Source organism: Sphingobium fluminis (assembly GCF_037723805.1).
GTDB lineage: Bacteria > Pseudomonadota > Alphaproteobacteria > Sphingomonadales > Sphingomonadaceae > Sphingobium.
On the sequence record NZ_JBBJUK010000001.1, the window covers coordinates 1,096,848 to 1,113,400 of the forward strand.

Annotated in this window: 15 protein-coding genes and 2 riboswitches; of the genes, 2 read left to right on the forward strand and 13 right to left on the reverse strand. The window is 62.2% G+C overall.

Going from position 1 to position 16,553, the window contains the following annotated elements; translation table 11 throughout:
• Positions 1-65: 65 nt before the first annotated feature.
• Positions 66-253, reverse strand: a riboswitch (cobalamin riboswitch).
• Between the two features lie 20 nt (positions 254-273).
• Together WG907_RS05740 and WG907_RS05745 are read right to left on the reverse strand one after the other, a co-directional pair.
• Entirely contained in the window at positions 274-1,065 is a 792-nt protein-coding gene (locus WG907_RS05740) for an ABC transporter ATP-binding protein (RefSeq protein WP_340231687.1), read from the reverse strand.
• The gene (locus tag WG907_RS05745) at positions 1,059-2,003 is read right to left on the reverse strand and encodes a FecCD family ABC transporter permease (RefSeq protein ID WP_340231850.1); all 945 of its coding nucleotides are present in this window, start codon (positions 2,001-2,003) and stop codon (positions 1,059-1,061) included. Before WG907_RS05745 ends, WG907_RS05740 begins: the two co-directional genes overlap by 7 nt.
• A 143-nt stretch (positions 2,004-2,146) precedes the next feature.
• On the opposite strand from WG907_RS05745, the gene WG907_RS05750 reads away from it, so the two are divergent.
• Positions 2,147-2,992, forward strand: a complete 846-nt coding sequence (locus WG907_RS05750; RefSeq protein WP_340231688.1) for an ABC transporter substrate-binding protein — start codon at positions 2,147-2,149, stop codon at positions 2,990-2,992.
• A 50-nt stretch (positions 2,993-3,042) separates the two neighbouring features.
• Here WG907_RS05750 and WG907_RS05755 read toward each other — a convergent pair whose 3' ends face one another.
• From WG907_RS05755 to WG907_RS05780, 6 genes are all read right to left on the reverse strand, one after another.
• The gene (locus tag WG907_RS05755; RefSeq protein WP_340231689.1) at positions 3,043-4,956 is read right to left on the reverse strand and encodes a TonB-dependent receptor plug domain-containing protein; all 1,914 of its coding nucleotides are present in this window, start codon (positions 4,954-4,956) and stop codon (positions 3,043-3,045) included.
• Between the two features lie 211 nt (positions 4,957-5,167).
• A riboswitch (cobalamin riboswitch) is annotated at positions 5,168-5,423 on the reverse strand.
• A gap of 81 nt (positions 5,424-5,504) precedes the next feature.
• A complete protein-coding gene (locus WG907_RS05760; RefSeq protein ID WP_340231690.1) occupies positions 5,505-6,113 on the reverse strand; it encodes a peroxidase-related enzyme in 609 nt (202 codons plus the stop codon).
• 213 nt (positions 6,114-6,326) lie between these two features.
• Positions 6,327-6,611: a hypothetical protein gene (locus tag WG907_RS05765; protein ID WP_340231692.1), complete on the reverse strand. Its 285-nt coding sequence runs from the start codon at positions 6,609-6,611 to the stop codon at positions 6,327-6,329.
• Positions 6,611-8,185 carry a PepSY-associated TM helix domain-containing protein gene (locus WG907_RS05770; RefSeq protein ID WP_340231693.1) on the reverse strand — a complete coding sequence of 525 codons (1,575 nt, stop codon included), beginning with the start codon at positions 8,183-8,185 and terminating at the stop codon, positions 6,611-6,613. Before WG907_RS05770 ends, WG907_RS05765 begins: the two co-directional genes overlap by 1 nt.
• Positions 8,182-8,487, reverse strand: coding sequence for a hypothetical protein (locus tag WG907_RS05775; RefSeq protein ID WP_340231694.1), 306 nt, complete (start codon positions 8,485-8,487; stop codon positions 8,182-8,184). The genes WG907_RS05770 and WG907_RS05775 overlap by 4 nt, the downstream gene beginning before the upstream one ends.
• A 9-nt stretch (positions 8,488-8,496) precedes the next feature.
• Complete coding sequence (locus WG907_RS05780; protein WP_340231696.1) at positions 8,497-10,665, reverse strand: TonB-dependent siderophore receptor; 2,169 nt, start codon at positions 10,663-10,665, stop codon at positions 8,497-8,499.
• A 408-nt stretch (positions 10,666-11,073) separates the two neighbouring features.
• On the opposite strand from WG907_RS05780, the gene WG907_RS05785 reads away from it, so the two are divergent.
• Positions 11,074-11,958, forward strand: coding sequence for a hypothetical protein (locus tag WG907_RS05785; RefSeq protein ID WP_340231851.1), 885 nt, complete (start codon positions 11,074-11,076; stop codon positions 11,956-11,958).
• On the opposite strand, the gene WG907_RS05790 is transcribed toward WG907_RS05785, so the two are convergent.
• The 5 genes from WG907_RS05790 to WG907_RS05810 all read right to left on the reverse strand — a co-directional run bounded on the left by WG907_RS05790 (position 11,915) and on the right by WG907_RS05810 (position 16,504).
• Complete coding sequence (locus tag WG907_RS05790; RefSeq protein WP_340231697.1) at positions 11,915-13,903, reverse strand: ATP-binding protein; 1,989 nt, start codon at positions 13,901-13,903, stop codon at positions 11,915-11,917. The two genes, WG907_RS05785 and WG907_RS05790, sit on opposite strands and share 44 nt — an antisense overlap.
• Before the next feature lie 179 nt (positions 13,904-14,082).
• The gene (locus WG907_RS05795) at positions 14,083-14,415 is read right to left on the reverse strand and encodes a low affinity iron permease family protein (protein ID WP_340231698.1); all 333 of its coding nucleotides are present in this window, start codon (positions 14,413-14,415) and stop codon (positions 14,083-14,085) included.
• Positions 14,416-14,491: 76 nt separating this feature from the next.
• A complete protein-coding gene (gene spt / locus WG907_RS05800; RefSeq protein ID WP_340231699.1) occupies positions 14,492-15,754 on the reverse strand; it encodes a serine palmitoyltransferase in 1,263 nt (420 codons plus the stop codon).
• A gap of 111 nt (positions 15,755-15,865) precedes the next feature.
• Entirely contained in the window at positions 15,866-16,108 is a 243-nt protein-coding gene (locus tag WG907_RS05805; RefSeq protein WP_340231700.1) for an acyl carrier protein, read from the reverse strand.
• A gap of 117 nt (positions 16,109-16,225) precedes the next feature.
• Positions 16,226-16,504, reverse strand: coding sequence for an ETC complex I subunit (locus tag WG907_RS05810; protein ID WP_340231701.1), 279 nt, complete (start codon positions 16,502-16,504; stop codon positions 16,226-16,228).
• Between the last annotated feature and the right edge of the window lie 49 nt (positions 16,505-16,553).

A 16,553-nucleotide genomic window follows, 5' to 3' on the forward strand; every position in this document is an offset into this window, starting at 1 on the left:
AAAACGCGGCCAACCTTGTCGCCTCTCGGGTTTACCCCCGTCCGCCCGGCACACCCTGTCCGCACGAAGGACGACCGCGACGGGCAGGTCTCCTGGCTCGCGGGTCGATGCCGGTTCGCGCCGCCTTCTCAGGACCTGGGTCCCAATGGCATGATGCGCGTGGCTCACCGCTTACAGTTGCAGGGGCAGCCGGGGCGTTCACCCCGTTCCCATTTTCATCCCCGTAAAGGGAACCTGTCGCAGGCGCGGCCATAAGTCAGGGGATGGGCGGCGTCAATCGGTACGGCGCGGGGCGGTTCTTTCGAGCGGCACGATCACCGGAGACGGGCCGGTCAGGTCGATGCGGGCGCTGATGCCATAGACCGCTGCCAGCCTGTCCGGTGTGAGCACGGCATCCGGCGCACCGTCCGCGACCAGACGGCCGCCCTCCATCAGCAATAGCCGGTCGCAATAGCGGCCCGCCATAGTGAGGTCGTGGAGCACGGTGATCACCAGCCCACCAGCCCGGGCTTCGCGCACCAGCAGGTCCATCACGTCGAGTTGATGTCCCGGATCGAGCGCGGCGAGCGGCTCGTCGGCGATCAGGCCCGGCGCGCCCACGGCAAGTGCCCGTGCCAGCATCGCGCGCGCGCGCTCGCCGCCCGACAATTCGGTGGCGATCCGGTCGCGCAGATGGCCGACATCCGCCCGGTCGAGTGCATGCAGGACCAGTGCCATATCGTCGGCGGACATGTGCGACATGGGACCCAGATGGGGCAGGCGGCCGAGCGCGACCAGCCGCTCGACCGACAGCGGCCAGTGAAGCGTTTGTCCCTGCGGAAGATAGGCGAGCGTTCGAGCGATTATTCGCCGCGCGATATCAGCGATGGGCTGGCCGTCCAGCAGCACCGATCCACCCTGCGCGGGGATCAGGCCGAGCAGCGCGCGAACCAGTGTCGATTTGCCGGCACCATTCGGACCGATGATGCCGATCAGCGATCCGGGCGAGAGCGTCGCGCTCACATCCTGCACGACGGCGCGGTGCCCGAGCCGCACGGACAGGCGATCGATCGTGACGCTCACCATAGCCGCCGCTCCCGCAGCAAGTGGATCAGGAACACCGGCACGCCAAGGAAGGCCGTCAACACGCCCAGCTTCAACTCGTTCTGTGTGGAGATGAGACGAACGGCGATGTCGGCCAGCGTCAGAAGCAGAGCGCCGGCCAGCATCGAAGGCAGCAGGACGGCAGATGGGCTTCGATCGGTCAGCGGCCGGACCAGATGAGGGACGATGAGGCCGATGAAACCAATGGACCCGGACACCGCGACCGCGCCGCCAACGCCAATGCCGACGCCGAGCAGCAGCCGCAGCCGCGTCCGCCGCAGATCGACGCCGAGCGCCTGCGCGCCATCCTCGCCCAGCGACAAGGCGTCGAGTGCGCGACCGTCGAACAGCAGCAATCCAGCGCCCACTACGATACAGGGCAGGGCGATCCAGACATGATCGATCGAGCGGTTTTCGATCGATCCCAGCAGCCAGGTGGTGATTTCCATCGCCGCAAAGGGATTGGATGACAGGTTCAGCGCGAGACTGATACCCGCGCCTGCCATGGTGGAGACGGCGATGCCCGCGAGGATCAGCGTCAACGGGCTTTCCGAACGCCCCGCCAGCGCGAAGAGCAGGACGAGCGCCAGCAGGCCGGTGCCGATCGACAGCGCCGGCAGCATCAGCGGGTTCCATTCGGACAGGCCGAAATAGATCGCGCCCACCGCGCCGAGCGCTGCGGCGTTGGATGCGCCGATGACCGACGGCTCCGCAAGCGGATTGCGGAGATAGCCTTGCAGCGCTGCACCGGCGAGTCCCAGCATCGCTCCGACCATCAGGCCGACGATGACTCGCGGCAAGCGCAGGTCGATCAGGATTGCGGTTGCGACGGGGTCACCATGGCCCGCCAGTACGGCCAGCAGGCGTGCGGGCGCGATGGCGGCCGCGCCGATCGCCAGCGACACGATTGCGGCGAGCATGGCGAGAAGGATCAAGCCGGGAACCAGCGCGCGATGACGGGTGGAAGAGGAAAGTGGGGCAGTCAGCACGGCGCCTCGCACCTCGATCGATCGTCGCGGCTACGCTTGTGTCGCCGGGGTGTGTCGTTATGGATGGCGGCCCTATGCCATGGTTCCCATCCTCGCGCACGGCCTATCTCGCGATAGTCGCCGCCCTGTTGCCGCTCGGGGGTGTCGCCGCCTCGGCTTCGCAGCCGACGGCCCGGCCAACGCGCATCGTCTCGTTCAACATGTGTTCGGACCAGTATCTGCTGGCTCTTGCGGACCCCGACCAGATCGCCGGGCTGACGCGCAATGCGACCAACCGCGAACTGTCGGCGGCAGCCGATAAGGTCGGGCACATCCACATATTGTCCAACGCGGCGGAAGAAGTGATGGCGATCAATCCCGATCTCGTGGTCGGCGCGCCCGCGCGGCGAGGCGCGATGATGGGCGCGCTTGCAGGACAGAATTACCGCACGATCGAACTCAAAAGCGCCGAAAGCTATGCCGATATCGTCGCGCAGATCCGCACGGTCGCAGCGGCGGTTGGCCATGTCGGGCGAGGCGAAGCGCTGATCGCGCGCATGGACCGGGCGCTCGCGGCCTTGCCCAAGGTGGGCAGGGGACGGGTTGCGGCCTATTATCAGCGACGCGGGTTCCTGACCGGCACGGGCACGCTTATCGACGAACTGATGATGCGTGTTGGCCTCATTAATCTCGCGGCTAAACTCGGCAAGCCTGTGCTGTCGCAGATGAGCCTTGAAGAATTGCTGGTCGCCCGCCCCGATTATCTGATCGTCGAGAGCGCGACCGACCGCGTGACTGACCAGGGTACGGAAATGCTGCACCATCCTCTGCTCCGTCACATCCCGCGCCTGCGCATCCCGCAGGCTTGGACGGTGTGCGGCGGGCCCGCCTATATATTAGCGGCGGAATCGCTGGCGCGCCAGTTGCGCGCTCGACAATAGGGAGGGCCGACGGCCCTCCCTATCTGCACGGGTGAGTGATCGCGCCCGCGTCAGAACCGAGCCTTGAAGCCGCCATAGGCGGCCCGACCAGCCGTCAGAAAGCCGATATTCTCGCGATAATCCTTGTCGAACAGATTTTCGACCCGGCCGAACAGGGAGATGCCCGGCACGATCTGGAGGTCGGCGCCGAGGTTGACCAGCGTGTATGCTTTCAGCGTCTCGACATTGAAGGTCGCGAAATTGGTGTCGAGCGCCTTGCCATTGTAGCGCACCGTGACATTCGCGCCGAAGCGATCGTCCTGCGAGTGCCACGCGAGATTAGCGCTGCCGATATTTTTTGGCCGGCGCGTAAGGCGGCTGTCGCCTTCATCCTTCGCGTCGAGATAGGTGTAGGACCCGTCGAAGCGGAAGCCAGCCGGAAGCGCGAAATTCGCCGAGACTTCGATGCCCTCATGCGGGGAGGATCCGGGCAGGTTGATCGCCGTATAAAAGGGGATGAATCTGCTCGCGAGCTTGTTGCGTAACTTGGCGTTGAAGTAGGTGACGTCGATCCGGCCGTTGCCGTCCAGGAAGGATTGTTCCGCTCCCACTTCCCAGCCGGTCGACTTTTCAGGCTTCAAATCGGGGTTGCCGACAAAGCCGCTGGTCGGCGAGTAACCAAACAGGTCGAAAAAGTCGGGCGCCTTGACGCCCGTACCGCCAGCCGCGTGCAGGCGCGTGCCGAAATCGAAGCGATAGCTTGCCTGCGCATGCCAGGTGGCCGAATCGCGGAAGCGATTATTGAAATCCTTGCGTACCGATCCACCCACGCCGATCCGGTCGCCGACCGTCAGCTGATACTGACCAACGATGCCCCAATTGTCCGTGTCCTGGAATGGGTTGGGGCCGGAGAGGAACAGCGACGTGCCCTGAAATTCCTCACGCTCATAATCGACCGCACCGGTGATCGCGTGAACGACTGTATCGTCGCCGAGCTTGAGTGTCGAAGCGAGCGAGACCTTGCGACGGCGACCGGTGTCGCCGAAATTTTCCACACCATTGTCGTCATAGGCGCGGCGGCGCGAATTGTTGAGCTGGGCGCTCAGGTCCGTTGTCCAGCGGCCATCCTGCGTGCTGTAATTGGCGCCGATGAGCGCGTAGAAGGCGCTGTTGGTGTAGCGGCCCCCGGAATCGATCGCATTGCCGGTGGCGAAATAATCCTGATCGTTCAGGTCGGCGTCGGTATAATTGTAGCGCGCGATCGCTCGCAGGGTAAGCTGGCCGATCTGATAGCCAAGCTTGCCGTGGACGGTGCCAATCTTCGAACCGATCTCCCGCGAACCGCCGGGCGCAACGACATAGCCGCCGATGCCCGAATAGGAACCGCCAATGGCATAGTCGAGGTCGCCGACGACGCCCGCACCGCGCACCGCGCCACTGACGGTGTCGAACGACCCACCTTCCAGCCGCGCCGCAAAGCCCGGCATCTCGCGGCCGCTGGCGGTGATATAGTTGACGACGCCGCCGATCGCGTCCGATCCGTAAAGCGCGCTCTGTTCGCCGCGCAGGATTTCTACCCGCGCGCCCGGATCGGACGTCAGGGTCGCGAAGTCGAACTCGCCAGCATAAGGATCGGCCGCCTCGATGCCGTCGATCAGCACCAGCGTGTGGTTTGCTTCTGCGCCGCGAATGCGGATCTGGGTCTTGCCGCCGACCGGTCCGGTCCGGTTAACCGAAATGCCCGGCACATCGCGCAGCACGTCGGACAGAATGACGGTCTGACGATTTTCAAGATCGACGGACTGGATGACAGTGGCGGAGGATCCGAGCGTCGCGGTGGAAATGCCGCCTGCGCCACGGCTGGCCGTGACAATGATTGTGTCGGTCACCTTGCTTGGCTCATCGGCGAGCGCCGCCTGTGCGAAACCGCTGGCCGGCAGCAGGAAAATGCTGCTCATCAGCGCGCGATACATGGATGTCTTCATGGTCAATACCCCCTTGCGCCTGAGCAACGTCTGGCGGGGGCGTGCCGCTGACGCCTGACTCGGGCTGATGCCGGCGGGCGAACGAACGGTCGGTGCCGGCAGGGGCAGGCGCCTTTCGCCCACAGCCACGCACCGATGCGGCCCCCGCCGCATGGGTTCGTCGCTCAGACGGAGAGAAACCGTGCCCTGGCCTTTCCCTGGACCATGACAAAGAGCGACCGGTGCGCTGGCAGGTCTCCTGGCTTGCGGGTCGTCGCTCGGTATGCGGCCTTCCCGGAACCCGCATTTTTATGCGTGGGTTCCAGTGACTTTCCGCCATTTTGAATGGCGGAATATGCGCACCTTGCTCACCGCTCACAGTTGCAGGGACAGCCACGGATTGGAATGACCATATTCGTCAGAGCGAAGTCATTCTTACCGCATTCCCGTTTTAAGCCCTCACGGGCACCAGCGCGATCTTAGCCTGGCAACATGCCCGACTTCGCCGGCCCATAATGCGATTCGGGCACAAGGCCAACGACTTTATCGCGATGCGCAACCGGGGGTCGCTATCCCGCTGCCGGTGCGATGGCCGCGAGGAAATCATCATCTGGACGCATGCCATAGCCCGACGTCATCCGGTTGGTCAGGTTGAATACGCCGATCAGTTCGATCACGTAGTAAATCCTGGCGTCGCTCAGGCCCGCGTCGCGAAGCGCCTGGACGTCGGCTGCCTCCATCCGGCCTGGCTGTTGAGTCAGCTTCACGCAATAATCGGCGATGGCTCGCTCCTGAACGCTCAACTCCACCGTCCGATAGTTGATCGCGATGCGTCGCGCCCTGCCATGGTCGCCTATTTCCTCGCCCAGCTTGTGCCCGTGGATGAGCAGGCAGGTTGGGCAGGCGTTGATCGACGATACGATGACGCCGATGAACTCGCGCTCTGCCATCGTCAGCAGGCCATAGGCCGGATCGAGGAATATCGGCGACATGAATGCCCCCGCGCGCGCATACCCCTCTTCGTCATAGCCCGCCAGAATGCGCGTCGCATGGAGCTCGGGTACGGGCATATTGTCGACCCATTCCTGCGGCAATTCATAACCTTCGACCGCAGCGAGATAGGCGTAGGGATCGTTCGATCTGAAATCCGGGGTCAAGGTCGATTTCCGTTCGGCCATCAGCGTCTCTCCTGCCATTATCGTTTCGCGAGGTCATAATCGGATGTGAAGAGCATGTCACCCGACTCTCCTTATCGGGGTCGCGAACGGCCTGATACGGCCGAAATGGCATCGGTTCCGCATTACGATGCGCCAGCTAGGCAAAAAGGGGGGAAGGCGTCCGGGGGACTGAAATCAAAGTATGATCCGGTTTCACGTTAATCCGTTCATGCTTCAGCCGTTGCGTCTGCACGAGGCGGCCGCGCGCGAAAAGGCGATTGCGATAAGCCAGCCCGCAACCGCGCAGCCCCCCAGCCAGATGAGGAACGCGGAGGGATCGCCATGCCCGATGCAAAACAGTCCCGGTAGTAGTGCGCAGACGGTGAGCAGACGGCGCTGGGCGGGGCGGTGCCCGTTGCCCGATAGCCGGGCTGACCGACGTCGCTTGGGATCACCGAGCGCGACGGCAAGGATGCAGGCAGTGGAAAGCGCCAATGCGGGGGCCGCGATATCGATCACTACTCAGCCGCCTGCAAGGTCATGAGCCGGTCGAACGGCTGACGAGCCCGTAGCCTTGCCAGTATCCAGCCGCCCGCGAGAATGAAGGCAATGTCCAGGCTGATGATGACCGGCTGCTGCGTGGCCATGGCGGCGGACCAGCACGGCCCTCCACTTAGAATCCTGAGCAGCGGGAGAAGGATCATCATCATGCCCGTGCCGAACCGAAGCATCCAGCTCAGCCGCGCAATGGTGGGGGCGACACAGCCTGCAACGATCGTCACGGCCGCGCCGATCAGGAATCCGGCAGGCGTCCACCAGATCGCCGTCCTCAGTGGCATGGTTATGAGGAAAGCGGCGGCGGACGAGGCGAGCGCGAACGGGAGGCCCAGCCCCACGACCATATTCATGCGCTCCAGCCAGACGAGCGAACGCGGGGCATTTTGCCGTCGGGACAGCCACAGGCAAAGGCCCGTATAGGTGACGTAGCACATCGCAAAACCCAGCCCGAACCAGATTGCTTTCGACACCAGGCCCGCGAAATTGCCGAAGTGGAGGGGGTACATCAGCGCAGCCAGTGCGCCACCGGTCGACGGCCTGGGTCCGATCAGCGGCTTGATCCGCTCGAAGCGAGCAAGGGCGCCATTGTAGAGCAGGGTCACAGGCGCGATGGCATCGTTTTTAGGGGCATGGTAGGTCGTCACCTTCGCATCGGCGCGGCCGAAATTCTCGATCGCGACAAAGGTCGGCGCCGAGCCCGCGCGCGCCAGCGCATCGCTGCTGATGCGGTCGAAATTGCCGATCGCGGCCGGGCGGGGGTCTGGCTTTCCGGGATTACCGAAAACCGTTTCCTGAAGGACCTGCTGGTTTCCGCCGAACGCTGCCATCGCGACGATCGGCACGCCGACGGTTCCGAAGAATGAAAAGAAGCTGCCCGTAAAGGCCAGGATGAACGCGAACGGCAGGCTCCACGTACCAGCCACGCTGTGCTTGTCCCGATTGACGAGCACAGGATTTGCATGGTGCCGGAGCGTAAAGATGTCCTTGAACAGATGGCGATGGATGAGAAGTCCGGAAACCGCCGCGATCAGCATCGACAGGCCGACCATGCCCGTCAGCAGCAGGCCCCAGGGGTTGGGTAGATGCAGTCGGACATGTGTGTCGACGAGGAAGGCGCTGAGCGCATTGTCGTTGCGGGCGCCGAATACATCTTCATCGGTGGCGGCCTGGCGATTGGCCACGCGCCCGTCCTTGGCAATGGTATAGAAAATGCCCCGACTGATAAGTTTGCCGCCCTCCATCTCATGCCGATGGAAAAATATCCCGAGGTCATGATCGTCGACTTCGAACAGGTCGACGCCTTCATGATATTTAGCCGGTGTTTCGGCGCCCAGTTTTTGCAGCACAGCGCCTACGGGCCGCTCGAAAGCGGACTGGTTTGACATATGGCCCGCCGACCAGGTGCCGATCTCCTCGGCAAAGACGGCAGCCGTGCCCGTCAGTACCACCGCATATAACAACAGGCCGAGCAGGATGCCCGACCAGCCATGGACCGCGACCATCGCCTTGGTTTCATCCTTGGGCAGGTGAATCATGGACGGGTCTCCGCAGACGCTGGCGGTGCGTCGAAAAATTTATGCGCGATCAATCCGGCATGGACGAGGAACAGGCCAACGGAAATGAACGCGACGCGTGCCAACCGGCGATCCAGACAGGCGTGAAAGAAAAGCCCGGTCCAGATCAGCGGAACCAGTATGAGCGGCAAAACGATATTATCGATCCCTGCCGAGCCGCCCGGCAGCCACAGCGCCATGCCCGCCATGACGACGAGCGCGACAAGGATCGCGCCCGGACCGGCCAGCGCTATGCGAATCCAACGACGCGACCTTGGCGACATGTTTCCCACTCAATATTTCAGGCTGATCGTGCCCAGCACCGTGCGTGGCGCGCCATAATAGCCCTGATCATAGTTCAGCGCCGTCAAATATTTGACGTTGGTCACGTTTTTTACATTGGCGCTGAGCGAAAGATTATCGGTGATGCGATAGCTGGCGAGCAGATCCAGCAACGCATATCGGGGTTGGGTAATCCTGATCGGGGCTCCCGTCGTTACCGACACGGTGCCGGGCTCCAGATAGATTTTGCTCTGATATTGGAAGGATGCACCGACTTTCAGCGCAGGCAAAGCGGGTGGTGAGTAAGTGAAATTCAGTCGGCCCAGATTTCGCGGCACAAAGCTACGGACCCGCTCATCATTCTCGCCCCGCACGCGCATCAGCGTATAGCCGCCGGTAGCTTGTAAGCCAGGCAGGATTTGGCCCGCAAATTCGAACTCGATGCCTTGCGACGTGGCATCGACGCCACGATAGACAGTTTGCCCGATCGTCGCGTCGAAGCCCGCCGATTCCGCCGTATTCTTCTGACGCGCCTGGAAAATGACGAGGCTGGCGTTCAGGCGGCCGCCGAGCCATTCGCCCTTGAGCCCGCCCTCGATATTGTCGCCCTTGATCGGGTCGATCAACTGCCGCGTGACGGTGGTCTGCGTCTGCGGGTTGAAGATCGTCGCGAAGCTCGCATAGGCGCTGATATTGTCGTTGAGATCCAACGTCGCGCCGACAAAGGGCAGGAAGCGGGTCAGATCATATTGCATCATCGTGCCATAAGAAAATCCGTCGCTGGTCGCATGGGTGAGGTTGCCGCCGACCATGATCTTGAGCGGATCGGCGACGCTGAACCGGATCAGGCCATAGGCCGTCTCGCGCCTGATCCTCCGGTCGCCGCTCAGGGCGAAATCCCTGTTATAGGTGGCGGGGAAATTCGGCTTCGGGAAGCTGCCGTTGAAAATGTCTTCGAGCGGCAATTCGACACCGACCGTGCTGAAGTCGTAGCTGGATGTCTGGACATAGCGTTGCGCGCTGCGGTTGACGCCCAGCATCACGTCATGCTGGCGGCCGAACAGTGAAACTTTGCCCGCCACATACGCGTCGATAGCGAGGTTTCGGGTCTGCGCCCGGAACGCGCCCGGATAGCTGCGCACATTGCCGCCAACCGCCGGATCGCTGAGCGACGGGTCGATACCGTCCGGGAAGGCGGCGCTGGGGTTGTTATAGACGTAGAAAAGCGTGTCGTCCTCGCTGATCGCGCGGCGAATGACCGTCAGCTTGGCATGCCAGTCGTCGTTGAAATGATGGACGATGTCGCCGAATATCTGCCGGTCGGTCACGCGCCAACCGGCCCAGTCAGGCCCGGTATTGGCCGATCGGGGCAAATCGATCCGGGTGCCGTCGGTATAGTAGATCGGCAATGCGCCCCACATCGCGCCGCGGCTCCGATGATCCTGATGGCCATAGCCCACCGTCAGCGTCGTCTGCAGACCCAGGTCGGCCTCGACGATGCCATAGCCCGTCCACCGACGCAGCTTGTAACGGTCGAGATAGCTGTCCTCGTCGAGATAGGCACCCACAGCGCGCGCGCGAATGCTGCCGTCACTGGTCAGCGGAACGCTGACGTCTCCGTCGAGGCGAAGATGATCGAACGATCCATATTGTGCGCTGCCGCTGGCCTGGAATATCTTGGTCGGCCGCTTGCGGATGAAGTTCACCACCGCAGAAGGGTTGCCTGTGGAAGACAGAAGGCCCGGTGCACCTCGCACCACATCGATATGGTCATAAATCGCCGTATCGATCGATCCCGTCTGCACCTCGAAAGCGAAGGGCAAGCCGATGCCGTCGACCTGAAATGTCTGGATGTCGAAGCCGCGCGCCGAATAATAGACCCGGTCGGTCTCCTGCGCCTGCACCTGGACGCCCGGCACGGTCTTCAACAGATCGTTGATGTCGTTGAGTTTGAAATCTTCGATCTGCGCGCGCGTAACCACGCTTACCGACTGGGGGGTTTCCCGCTGAGACAGGGAAAAGCGCATGGTAGTGGTCTGCTTCTTGACCGCATAATCATCCTGCCCCTCTGTGCGTTGGCCGGTCACTATGATCTGGTCGTCGCCAGGCACCTCCCCGGGCACGACGGCGGGTTGGGCGGATGCAGCGGCGGTGGCGAGAAGCGATAGTAGGACAGGCATGAAAGGTCTCCGGGGTGATCAACGCGCCATAATGAGCTGCCATCAAAGATGCAAGTCACTCGCATTAGCAACTATCTGTAGTGTGGCGATTGGGAGTTGCGGTGCTAAAAAAATGTGGGCTGAAGGAGTTCGCCATCGGACATTCGCCGATCCCAGCGTTCGCAACGTAAGCGAGCGGCGAATCGGTCAGCGACACATTCTGGGGATAGACATCCATCTTTTTGAGCTGCCCAAGTCAGGCCCGGGATCGTAATCGACGCCAGCCAGAGACTTGAATAGGGGCGTTTAGGGTTTCCGTTTCGAAGCCTGAGATGAATATCGATACGGATCGGCCGACCATTCCATCATTATAGCATTTGGTAGAACGCTACATTGTGCCACTGAGAGCAGGTGAATCGCCCTCAGGACATGCCGAACAGCGTTTTTGCTCTCGTTAGCGCCGAGCTTGGTGCGGCGGCCGATCCGCGCGCTGCCGCGATGGCAGGGGCGCTTGCGGCGCGTTATCCCGATGCTGCGCGCGCAGTGCTGTTTTACGGTTCCTGCCTGCGCGAAGCGAACCTCGACGGGTTGATGCTGGATTTTTATCTCATCGTCTCGGATTATACGGCTGCCTATGGCAGAAGCTGGCTGGCAGAGGCCAATCGCCTGATCCCACCCAATGTTTTTCCCTTCGAACATCGGGGGCTGATCGCAAAATACGCCATTTTGTCCGAAGCAGATTTCGCACGGCTTTGCGGATGTGAGGCTGACAATGTTTCTATTTGGGCCCGATTCGCACAGCCCTCGCGTCTGCTCTGGGCCGCTGACGATGCGGCCCGGCAGCGCGTGGTTTCGGCAGTGGCGATGGCCGCGCCGACCCTGCTCTCGCTCGCGCGGCCGATGGCAGGGGAGGACGCGGATAGTCTGTCGCTTTGGCGAACCGGCTTTGATTTAACCTATAATGCCGAATTGCGGGCTGAGAAAGCGGGACGGTCGCTGTCGATCGTCGATGCCGACCCGGATCGTTATCGCCACTTCGGCGAGGCGGCGCTGGCCGACGGATTGCCGCCGCTTCTTTCACCCGATCAGGCTGCGCGGCGCTGGCGAAGGCTTCAGCGGCGCGGGAAATTTTTGTCCGTCGTTCGGTTGGCGAAGGCGAGTTTCACTTATGCCGGCGGGATCGATTACCTCGCATGGAAGATCAACCGCCATGCCGGCACCGCGATTACGATCCGTCCGTGGCAGCGGCGCTGGCCGCTGCTGGGGGCCGTCACTCTGCTGCCGCAGCTGTTCCGGAGAGGGGCGATCCGGTGAGCGCCGTGGATAGCGCGATCGACAGCGCGACCAGCGTATAGGGTTTCCGCAGAACTTCATGTCCGCCAAAATCGGCGCTGTCGGCGACATCTCCAGCATAGCCCGTCACGAATAAAATGGGGATATGGCGGTAAAGCGCCGGCAGCTGGCGGACCATTTCGGGCCCAGTCATTTCGGGCATCAAGACATCGCTCAGGATCAGGCCGATGTCGCGATGACTGCGCAGCAGCTTTTCCGCTTTTGCCGGGTGATCGCAAGCAATCGGCAGGTGGCCGAGTTCGGCGAGGGCCGACATAGTCTGGTTGAGTACGCGCGGATCATCTTCCACGACCAGAATGCGGGTAGGCGGATGAAGCGTATCGCTTCGGTCGCCGATGGCTGCCTGAATTTCGCTTGCTTCGTCGGTCACCGTTCGGCGGGGTAGATATATGTGGACGCTCGTGCCTTTGCCGGCTTCGGATTCGATCCGTATTTCGCCCTGGCTTTGCCGGACGAAACCGAAAATCTGGCTGAGGCCAAGGCCGGTGCCCTTGCCGACCGGCTTGGTCGTGAAAAAGGGCTCGAACACGCGGCCGAGGACATCGGCCGTCATGCCGCAGCCGTCATCGGTAACGGCGACTACCGCATATTCGCCGGCCGTGCATTCTCCTATTTCGTTCGCCGCGAGGCGCGCCTGTCTGGTTTCGATCGTCAGCAGGCCACGTCCGTCCATCGCGTCGCGCGCGTTGACGCACAGGTTGAGGATCGCATTTTCCATCTGATGCTGATCCACGAAAATGCGCCAGTCACCGGCTTGCCGATTGATAGAAACGGTGATCTGGTCGCCGATGGTCCGGTCGATCAGGTCGGCCATGCCGGCGACAAGTGAGTCCGGGCTGACGGTGACGGGCAGCAACGGTTCCGACCGGGCGAATGCGAGCAGGCGCCGGGTCAGCGCCGCAGCGCGGGTTGCGCCTTCCATCGCATTGTCGAGATGGCGGTCGGCATCCTCAGGATTCTGGCGCAGCTTCCGTTTGGTCAGTTCAAGTCCGCCGACGACCACCGCCAGCATATTGTTGAAATCGTGCGCAATCCCGCCGGTCAACTGCCCAACCGCCTCCATCTTGTGCATCTGGCGCAGATTGTCCTCGGCTGCGGCGCGTTCGCTGATTTCCTCTTTCAGCCGGTCGTAGGCGTCCGATAGCTCCACGGTACGCGCGCGGACCGCCGCTTCCAGCCGGTCGGCTCGTTCGGTCTCCGCGTCCGCCAGGCGGCGCGCTGTGCGTCGATCGGTATAGGCGTTGTTGGCGATCCCCAGCGCAAACAGGACGCACAGGAGCAGCGCCAGTCCCAGCAGCCGTGATGTCCGGCCGATCCATGCCGTTCGATCACCGGCCAGCGTTACCGCCTCGCTGCGCTCCGCCAAACGTCCATTTTCAGCGTCGATCACCTGATTGAGCAATAATGTAATCTGGCGCACATCCGCCGATTTGCCGGCGCGATGAAACTGCGCGAGTGCGCCCATCTTCTGGTCGTAGGTGGTGCGCAGGCCGATCTCGCTCAGCGTCTTGCTGCGTCGGTCGAACAGCGACTGGAGCTGACGCACATTGTTCCGTTGCCAGCCTGACTGCCTTGTCGCGTAGGACAGCGACCGGATCTGGCTTGCGGCACCGCGGAGCTGATCCTGGAATAACCGCCCGGTGTCCGGGTCCATGCTGATGACGTAGCGGGCGAGGCTGACCTCCGACCGCGCCATCGATGCATCGAACCGCCTGGCAAGGGCGATGACCTCAAAGCTGCGGCGTTGTTCCGCCAGCGCCTGATCCTGATCGCGCGAGGCACTGCTGGCGGTATAAAGAAGGGCGGCGAGCGCGCCGATCAGCAAACCGACGAGAATGACGGGCAGCACCCGGCGTGCCGCCTCGCGCCAGCCTTCGGTCGGCTCGTCCCTGTTGCGATAACTCACCATGCGGCCGTTACACTAGCCCAACAGTGTGAAAGGTGAAAGCTTCAGCCGATGTTTAGCGCCAGCAGGCTGACAGATATCGCGGCGCAAGGAACGGGAAACCCTGTCACGAAGGGGAATATTGAAAAATCGCGCCGTCGCGCCAACATCCATCGGATTTCCGTGGTCAGACCTTCTGATCAGGCTGTGCGGATATTCTCCTGGTCGGCGCGCCGGTGTTCTTCGATATCTTCCGGTTCCTGCTCGTCTTCGTGCTCCAGCGCCGTTCGCGCCTTGGGATCGTTGCGGAGCAGTTCATCAAGTTTGGCATGTATCGCTTGAGTATCGCGATGCTCGGCGCGCTGGATGAAGAGCGTCATCATCCAGGTCGCCAGTGTTGCATATGCATGCCAATCCAGCGTGTCGGGCTCGAATATCGCCCAACCGGCGAGGTAGATCACAACTATCAGAAAGGCGAGCGGACGCGCCGTAAGAACGCCTATGCGGGTGAGGGTCGAGCGAATGAACTTCATTTGGAAGCGAACGGCTGGCCAGGCCGTTTGTGCCGAACCTCGCATAAATCAGCGGCGGCCGCCGCCGCCGCCCGGCTCAGCCGATGGCGCCGGTCGCCTTGCCTGCCGCTTCGAACATGCCGATGATCTGGCCAACCTGCTCATCCGAATGCTCGGCGCACAGCGAGCAGCGCAGCAGGAATGTGCCGGCCGGAGTCGCGGGCGGGCGGGCCATATTGACGTACAGACCGAGTTCCAGCAGCGCCTGCCAGATCGCGACTGCCTGCGCCTGATCGTTCAGGATTACCGCGATGATCGCCGACTGTGGCGTTTTGGTGCCGAGCGTGAAGCCAAGGTCGCTCAGACCCTTGTGCAACCGCTTGCTGTTTTTCCAGAGATGTGCGCGTTTTTCCCCGGCATGCATCAGCTTGCGGATGCTGGTGGCCGCCGTGGCGACGACGCTGGGCGGCAGCGACGCGGTGAAGACATAGGGCCGGCAGACGAGGCGCATCACCTCGAATTTGGGATGGTTCGAAACGCAGAAACCGCCGACGGTGCCGACCGATTTGGAAAAGGTGCCGACGACGAAATCGACATCCTTCTCGACGCCCTGTTCCTCATAGACGCCACGGCCATTGGGCCCGAAAAAGCCCATGCCGTGCGCCTCGTCGACCAGGATCATGCAGTTGGGATGTTTGCGCACCGCAGCGACCATATCGGGCAGGGGGGCAATGTCGCCCAGCATCGAATAGACGCCTTCCAGCACCACGAGCTTCAAGGCGTCGGCGGGCAGGCGACCCAGTCGCTTGTCGAGATCCTCGACGCTGTTGTGGCGGAAGCGAACGATCTCCGCGTCGCCCAAAAAGCAGCCGTCATAGATGGACGCATGACTGTCGGCATCGAGTACGACATAGTCGCCGCGCCCGGCCAGCGTGGAGATGACGCCGAGATTGGCCTGATAACCGGTGGAAAAGACCATTGCCGACGAGGTGCCGTAAAATTCCTTGAGGGCGGTTTCGACTTCGGCATGGCCCTGATAGGTGCCGTTGAGCACGCGGCTGCCGGTCGTGCCTGCGCCAAATTCGTCGAGCGCCTTCTTGCCGGCGGCAATAACGTCCGGGTCGAACGTCATGCCCATATAATTATAGGTGCCAAGCAGGATGGTTTCCTTGCCCTTGATGACGGCGAGCGTCGGTGACCTGACCTCGTCCATCACGATCGCAAAGGGATCGCGAACCCCGGTCGCCAGCAGCGCCTCGCGCTCCGCGATCAGGGGATCGAATTTGGAAAACAGGTCGCGCGCGCCGGGGGTCTCGGCAGGCGTATGGGCGTCGTTTGCAGTCTGCGCGGCGTCGGTCATGGGCACATCATCCTTAATGCCGTTCGGGCCGCGAAGCCGAGGCCATCGACCTGGCGACGGCAAGGTTTCCATGTTTGGCCTTCGCGCAGGGCGAACGGATATTATAATCTGTCAGGCTTTGAGCTTGATCACCGCGTCGGCGAGCTGGCCGATGGTTTCGATCTCGGCCTGCATATTCATCGTGATGAGGATATCGAATTCATCCTCGACCGCGGCGACGAAATCCATCACGGTCAGGCTGTCCCATTCAAGGTCGCCGGCAAAGGTCGTCGCCTCGTCGAGCGGAACGCCCTTTTTGTTGAAAGGCGCGATCTGCTGCGCGATCTGATCGAAAATCTGCTGGCGATCGGTCATATGGTCTTTCGGTTTTCCATCAAATGGCGGCTTTTCCACCTGTGCGTCGCTCATTGGCAAAGGAATGAGGCCGCAATCGGGCAGTATCGTGCCCGATTGCGCGGCATTCCGGCCACCTCAACGGAAATTGTCCGCATAAGCTTGAATTTTCAACGTCTTGGGACCGGTCGGGATGATGGTGAAGGTGATGCCCTCCCGGTCGGCATAGGCGCGAGCGGCCTCCTGCGAAGGAAAGGTCAGCTTGACCTGCTGGCGGGTGTCGCCCGATCCGGCCCAGCCGGTCAGTGGGTCGGCGCGTTTTCCTTCGGCCGCCACATATTCCAGCACCCATTTATCGGTCCGCGCCTTGCCGGACTGCATGCCGTTCTTCTGGATTTGATAGATGCGCGCGGTCATCGCGAAGGTCTCCGTAAAAGGTCAGGCCGCGTTGCACCAGTGCGACGCG